This window comes from Planococcus beigongshangi, from assembly GCF_016820495.1.
GTDB classification, from domain to species: domain Bacteria; phylum Bacillota; class Bacilli; order Bacillales_A; family Planococcaceae; genus Planococcus; species Planococcus beigongshangi.
In genome coordinates, this window is sequence record NZ_JADHDU010000025.1 from 1 (window position 1) to 1,367 (window position 1,367).

The 1,367-nt window shown below is 55.6% G+C and carries 1 rRNA gene; it reads right to left on the minus strand.

Going from position 1 to position 1,367, the window contains the following annotated elements:
* Positions 1 to 9: 9 nt before the first annotated feature.
* Positions 10 to 1,367 (minus strand): 23S ribosomal RNA (locus IQ294_RS16205); the annotation flags it as partial.

Below are 1,367 nucleotides of genomic sequence, written 5' to 3' on the forward strand. Positions count from 1 at the left end.
GTGAATCGTTTGGTTAAGTCCTCGATCGATTAGTATTCGTCAGCTGCACGTGTCGCCACGCTTCCACCTCGAACCTATCTACCTCATCGTCTTTGAGGGATCTTACTTGCTTGCGCAATGGGAAATCTCATCTTGAGGGGGGCTTCGTGCTTAGATGCTTTCAGCACTTATCCCGGCCACACATAGCTACCCAGCGATGCCCCTGGCGGAACAACTGGTACACCAGCGGTGTGTCCATCCCGGTCCTCTCGTACTAAGGACAGCGCCTCTCAAATTTCCTGCGCCCGCGACGGATAGGGACCGAACTGTCTCACGACGTTCTGAACCCAGCTCGCGTACCGCTTTAATGGGCGAACAGCCCAACCCTTGGGACCGACTACAGCCCCAGGATGCGATGAGCCGACATCGAGGTGCCAAACCTCCCCGTCGATGTGGACTCTTGGGGGAGATAAGCCTGTTATCCCCGGGGTAGCTTTTATCCGTTGAGCGATGGCCCTTCCATGCGGAACCACCGGATCACTAAGCCCGTCTTTCGACCCTGCTCGACCTGTACGTCTCGCAGTCAAGCTCCCTTCTGCCTTTACACTCTGCGAATGATTTCCAACCATTCTGAGGGAACCTTTGGGCGCCTCCGTTACTCTTTAGGAGGCGACCGCCCCAGTCAAACTGCCCGCCTGACACTGTCTCCCACCCCGATCAGGGGTGCGGGTTAGAAGTTCAATACAACCAGGGTAGTATCCCACCGACGCCTCCTCCGAAGCTGGCGCTCCGGATTCATTGGCTCCTACCTATCCTGTACAAGTTGCACCAAAATTCAATATCAGGCTACAGTAAAGCTCCACGGGGTCTTTCCGTCCTGTCGCGGGTAACCTGCATCTTCACAGGTACTATAATTTCACCGAGTCTCTCGTTGAGACAGTGCCCAGATCGTTACGCCTTTCGTGCGGGTCGGAACTTACCCGACAAGGAATTTCGCTACCTTAGGACCGTTATAGTTACGGCCGCCGTTTACTGGGGCTTCGGTTCGCACCTTCGCTTGCGCTAAGCACTCCCCTTAACCTTCCAGCACCGGGCAGGCGTCAGCCCCTATACGTCACCTTACGGTTTTGCAGAGACCTGTGTTTTTGCTAAACAGTCGCCTGGGCCTATTCACTGCGGCTCTCTCGGGCTATTCACCCTACCAGAGCACCCCTTCTCCCGAAGTTACGGGGTCATTTTGCCGAGTTCCTTAACGAGAGTTCACTCGCTCACCTTAGAATTCTCTTCTCGCCTACCTGTGTCGGTTTGCGGTACGGGCACCTCCCGCCTCGCTAGAGGCTTTTCTTGGCAGTGTGAAATCAGGGACTCCGGAGCGCAATGCTCCTTGC